At 61.2% G+C, this 4,690-nt stretch carries 7 protein-coding genes and 2 pseudogenes; 6 read left to right on the top strand and 3 right to left on the bottom strand.

The genetic code is table 11. The annotated features are described in order from the left end of the window. Positions 1-202: 202 nt before the first annotated feature. Complete coding sequence (locus tag K7472_RS32105; RefSeq protein ID WP_222982766.1) at positions 203-589, bottom strand: hypothetical protein; 387 nt, start codon at positions 587-589, stop codon at positions 203-205. 65 nt (positions 590-654) lie between these two features. On the opposite strand from K7472_RS32105, the gene K7472_RS32100 reads away from it, so the two are divergent. Continuing rightward, positions 655-882 carry a transposase gene (locus K7472_RS32100; RefSeq protein ID WP_308014183.1) on the top strand — a complete coding sequence of 76 codons (228 nt, stop codon included), beginning with the start codon at positions 655-657 and terminating at the stop codon, positions 880-882. Then, positions 875-1,084 (top strand): annotated as a pseudogene (locus K7472_RS32095) (IS5/IS1182 family transposase); the annotation flags it as partial. The gene K7472_RS32100 and the pseudogene K7472_RS32095, both read left to right, overlap by 8 nt. A gap of 19 nt (positions 1,085-1,103) precedes the next feature. Here the strand turns inward: K7472_RS32095 and K7472_RS32090 are convergent. Both K7472_RS32090 and K7472_RS32085 read right to left on the bottom strand, forming a co-directional pair. Then, entirely contained in the window at positions 1,104-1,748 is a 645-nt protein-coding gene (locus K7472_RS32090) for a LysE family translocator (protein ID WP_222982765.1), read from the bottom strand. A 30-nt stretch (positions 1,749-1,778) separates the two neighbouring features. After that, positions 1,779-2,861, bottom strand: coding sequence for a fatty acid desaturase family protein (locus K7472_RS32085; RefSeq protein WP_222982763.1), 1,083 nt, complete (start codon positions 2,859-2,861; stop codon positions 1,779-1,781). Between the two features lie 547 nt (positions 2,862-3,408). On the opposite strand from K7472_RS32085, the gene K7472_RS32080 reads away from it, so the two are divergent. From K7472_RS32080 to K7472_RS32065, 4 genes and pseudogenes are all read left to right on the top strand, one after another. Next, positions 3,409-3,729, top strand: a complete 321-nt coding sequence (locus K7472_RS32080) for a transposase (RefSeq protein WP_222982761.1) — start codon at positions 3,409-3,411, stop codon at positions 3,727-3,729. Next, complete coding sequence (locus K7472_RS32075; RefSeq protein WP_222982760.1) at positions 3,699-4,028, top strand: IS3 family transposase; 330 nt, start codon at positions 3,699-3,701, stop codon at positions 4,026-4,028. The genes K7472_RS32080 and K7472_RS32075 overlap by 31 nt, the downstream gene beginning before the upstream one ends. Next, positions 4,007-4,381, top strand: a complete 375-nt coding sequence (locus K7472_RS32070; RefSeq protein ID WP_308014182.1) for a DDE-type integrase/transposase/recombinase — start codon at positions 4,007-4,009, stop codon at positions 4,379-4,381. Before K7472_RS32075 ends, K7472_RS32070 begins: the two co-directional genes overlap by 22 nt. Positions 4,382-4,399: 18 nt before the next feature. After that, positions 4,400-4,603, top strand: a pseudogene (locus tag K7472_RS32065) (IS3 family transposase); the annotation flags it as partial. Positions 4,604-4,690: the final 87 nt, after the last annotated feature.

The following is a 4,690-nucleotide window of genomic DNA, read 5'->3' as shown; positions in this document are numbered from 1 at the left end:
CGCCTTCTTGATGAACCGCACTGCCGCGTAGTCCACGACCACCTGCGGCACCGCTGCGCTGGCGGTGGAATCCGCCGTCTCGGAGGGGGTGCCGGCAGGCGGTGGCGTCCAGACCGGGGGAGTAGTGGGCGGCGGAAGCCGCACGCCGTGGGCCGCGAGACGCTCCATCAGCGGCGCACTGGCCGGGTTGGGGTGAACCGGCCTACCACGCACCGCTCATCGCCCCCTGTCCGGTTTCCGGCAGGCCGAGCCGCCCTCGGCGGGCCGCGATCAGCTGCTGCAGCGGCGCGGCCGCCGTGCGGGCGGCCCGCATCAGGTCGCACGAGGCGAACCGGCGTGGCTGATCGGCGCCGTCAGAAAGCACCGCCGCCTGCTCCGGCCGCCACAGCAGCACGGCCGCCACCCGGTGGTTGAGCTGCCGCTCGACTTCTTGGCGCGGGAAGGGCCCCGCGTCGATGAGGAGCACCGCGATCTCAGTGGCCGAGCCCAACTGCTCACGCAGCGCGGTGAGCCGGACCTGCGCCGACTGAAGACTGCGCAGCGTGTTGCGCGCCACCATCACCACCACATCGGCCCGCTGGGCCAGCACCGCAGACGGGCCGAACGCGCCCCGGCGCCCGAGACTGGGTCACCGCTCACCCCAACGATGTCGAGCTGCACATCCTGCCGCCGTACTCTCCCGAGCTGAACCCCGACGAGCTCGTCAACGCCGACCTCAAGCACAGTCTGCCCAAGCAGCACCGAGCCCGCAGCCAAGACGAACTCGCCACCGAGACCCGCCGCTTCTTCCGTAGACGACAGCGACAGCCGCACATCGTCCGCGGCTACTTCGGCGGCCCACACGTCCGCTACGTCCTCGACCAGAACCCTTTGAGTTTCTGATCAATACTACCACTACAGCGAACAGCCCAAGCACTACCAGCAGTTCAACCGCGACCACGCGCGGCTGCGGGCTCCCGGCGAGCGCGCCTTCGCGCAGCTGAAGTCCTGGCGGCTATTACGGCGAGCCCGATGTTCCACCCGGCGTATCGGCACCGTTGTCCAAGCCATCCACACACTCATGACCCGCGACTATTCAGGATGAAGAGGTTCAGTAGCCGTTGTTAACCGGCAAGAAAGACCACCACGGCGAGCAGGAACATGACGATTCCGCAGCCGACATTAAGTCGCCGGACACCCTTGGGACTGGAGATTAGTCGATTTCCCAGGCTGCCGCTCAGTACACCAACCGTAGCGTCGGTGGCAAATCCCATAACAACGAAGAGTGAGCCAAGAAGAAGCACTTGTAAATAAACTGGGCCCCCTCGGGGGGACACAAACTGAGGAAGGAAAGTTATATAGAATACGAGGATCTTCGGATTTGCTACATTGGCCGTCATTGCTTTTCTGGCAATGCGCCAGATGGACCACCCCTGCTTATCTTCAGAAAACGAAATGGGAGACATGTCCCAAATAAGCACGAACCCCATATAGCAGAGATATCCAGCGCCCAGCGCCTTCAAGATGCCGAGCGCTTCCGGGTACTGGGCGATCACAGCCGAAACTCCGAATGCAGCGAGGACCGTATGGAAGATCATGCCGAGAGCCACACCGCCGGCTGCGGCCAAGCCACCCGCTCTTCCCTTTGCAATCCCGAAAGACAGCACATAGAGCATGTCAGGGCCGGGAGTGACACAGATAATGAGTGCAGCGATGAGAAATGTGGTAAACAGTGCACTGCTGAAAACCATCTTCCCCTCCCAGCCCACGCTCACATGGTAACGGATATCGGCACGCTATCAGGACGTGGGCCTTCCGTTGCTCGCAGCCAGCTCTCTGATGATGCTGGCCACCGCACTGGGCTGGCCATCTGGGCCAGCAGTAAACAGTCCGCCGAAGCTTCGATCTAGGAGCGCGTACTCCGGGTCCTTCATACGAAACTGGTGCGCCTTCCGTAGATTCCAGTATGGAGTCCGCGGGTCCAGATGGTGATCCAGATGATAGTGGTCTGCATACGTTCCCGTGAGGAACTTCTCCAGGCCGCGACTCTTCCGATTCCTGGTCATATAAAGGTCTACATTGTGCAATCGGACCATAGGAGTGTGCTCAGAGAGCTCTATGTACCACCCGATGAGCTGGAACGTAGTCATGTAAGGCACAACCCAAAACACAACAACACCCAACAAGCAGTGCGTCATCCACGCCACTCCCACAATCAGCAGCCAAAACAGGGTGAAACAAATTTTGTCCCGTTGCATCCTTTTGCGCCAATGGCTGTTGAATTCCACCGCCTCTTCATATTTCCTTCGCCTATTTAGGAGCACTCTGTCCTTTAGAAGAAACGAAAAATGGGAGATGATCCTTGATCCCAATGCCGGAAGGGTAACGAGTCGAATCCAAAGCTGGCACTCTGAAGAGATATCATAAACGCCTTGTTCGATGAAGAACTTGAGATCTGGATCTCGTTCAGGGTCGCCCAGGCGCGGGTGGTGAGTGGCCACATGGGTGCGTTTGAAAGCGTAGTGTTGTTGAAATACTGGATAGGCTGTAAGGAAGCTACCGAGCGCCAGATTTAGCTTCCTGTTCGCGGCCAGCATTCCATGTGCACTTTCATGCAGCATGTTCGAGAACGCTCTTTGGCGAGAGCCGATCACCACCAACGATGCCGGGTAGAACCACCACGAACCAAAAATGCACAGAGCTACCGCAGCAGCAATAGTGAACAGATCGCCAAGGTACCCTGCTATTCCATGCCAGTTGTCGAGCCGATTCAGCGCTCGGATCTCGCATTCTATCGTATCAGTAAAGCGATATGATCGAAACCTCTTTCCATCGTACGCCCAGTTGGACTCTTCTTCTGAGTCAATCTCCACCGTCGGCATTTTTCCTCCCATTACCGATAAACTCTGCACGTGCGGCTTGCATATATGCGATCAACAGTCAAGCGAATTTCGATATGTGAGATGCCGCACACAGGGCCGATCTGTCCTTCGGCCGCACCTTAAAACCGCTTGCCGCGGCTTGACCTCAGCGTCCACTTGGTAGTACGGGTTGCGACCAAAGCAGGTTCACACTTCTCTGAACGGGTGTGTCCGGGCAGTGGCCCTGTCTCATATTCGGTGGTGACAAACACAACAGCTGCAGTTCGTGATCTTCAGGGTTGCCGGTCATGTGGTCGTTTCTGCAGTGACCTCGTTCCAGCGGCGGTGACAGGCGCCTGCCCGGTGTCGACGGCGGCATTGTCGGTGTGCACCAGGTCGCGGCGGGGTACCGGCAAGATGGTGGCCCGAAGCAGGCCGAGCAGTTCAGAGCACGTGAACGGAACCAGTTCCGTGGTCGGCAACGGTCCGGTTGTGTGGGTCCGGGTCAGGGCCAGGTGTCCCTCCCCTCGTAGCGTGAAGACCGCGACTGCAGGGGAAGTTGGGAGTCATGGCGGAGAAGCGACGGAAGTTCGATCCGAAGTTCCGTGAGGGGGCCGTACGGATCGTCACGGAGACCGGCAAGACGATCGCGGAGGTCGCCGAGGACCTGGGGATCAACGAGACCACCCTGGCGAGCTGGGTCTCCAGCCCCCGGCGGGCAGGGGCCGTACCAGCCGTCGGGAGTGACGAGTTGGAGCGGTTGCGGCGGGAGAACGCCCAGCTCAAGCGTGACAACAAGGAACTGGTCATAGAGCGTGATGTCCTCAAATGCTGCATGGTCCTGTGGGTGGAGCGGCCGTGGCGGACCCGGCGTCCGTCGTCGGGGTGATCAGCGACTTCAGGACCGAGCACGGCATTTCGCACCGCGTCTCCTGCCGCGCCCTGGGTGTGAGCGAGTCGTGGTTCTACAAACACCGCGCCCGCCGGCCCACCCGGCGTGAGCTACGCAGACAGCGTCTTGTCGAAGCGGTGAGGGAGGAGTTCGACACGTCCGGCGGCACCTACGGCTCGCCGAAGATCTGGATCAGGCTGGGGAGGCAGGGCTGGCGGGTCTCGGTGAACACCATCGCGAAGATCGTGCCGGGCTCGGCCTGGCTGCGCGGAAGGTGCGCGGTCGGCGGGGGGTGACCCGGCCGGGGAAACGACCGGCCGCCCCGGACTTCGTGCGCCGCGACTTCACCGCCGAGGCACCCGACCTGGTCTGGTGCGAGGACATGACACAGATCGGAACCGGTGAGGGCAAGCTATACCTGGCCACGGTCATAGACCTGTTCTCCCGCCGCCTGCTGGGCTATGCGATGGGTGCCCGTCACGATGCCGAACTGGTCGTTACCGCCATGCACATGGCCGCGGCGACCCGCGGCGGCGACGTGCGGGGTGTCATTTTCCACACGGACCCCGTCAGCGAGTACGGCTCTCGGAGATTCCGCCGGGCCTGTCGCCGGCTGGGCGTCTTCCAGTCCATGGGCCGGGTCGGCTAGTGCTTCGACAATGCCGTCAGCGAGGCGTTCAACAGCGTACTGAAGGTCGAGTACGTCCACCGGCACACCTTCAGCACCCGCACCGAGGCCCGGATCCGGATCGCGACCTGGATCACCGACTTCTACAACAGCCGTCGGCTACACAGCGTGTGCGGCTTCAAGAGCCTGATCGACTACGAACGCGACTACTGGGCCAGCCTCACCGAGGAGCTGGCTGCATAGGAAGGTCTCCACAGTTCGAGAGGATTGACAGTACCATCCAGGAGCAGAGACGCTTTCACCGACGCAGTCCGCACGGGGTCGGTCAAG

Origin of the sequence: Streptantibioticus parmotrematis (assembly GCF_019890615.1) — a bacterium.
GTDB classification, from domain to species: domain Bacteria; phylum Actinomycetota; class Actinomycetes; order Streptomycetales; family Streptomycetaceae; genus Streptantibioticus_D; species Streptantibioticus_D parmotrematis.
This window is presented reverse-complemented; position numbering and strand designations above follow the sequence as displayed.

Coding starts and splice junctions, on each gene's coding strand:
- K7472_RS32085 (WP_222982763.1), bottom strand. CDS start 2,861: ATGCCGACGGTGGAGATTGACTCAGAAGAAGAGTCCAACTGGGCGTAC.
- K7472_RS32080 (WP_222982761.1), top strand. CDS start 3,409: ATGGCGGAGAAGCGACGGAAGTTCGATCCGAAGTTCCGTGAGGGGGCC.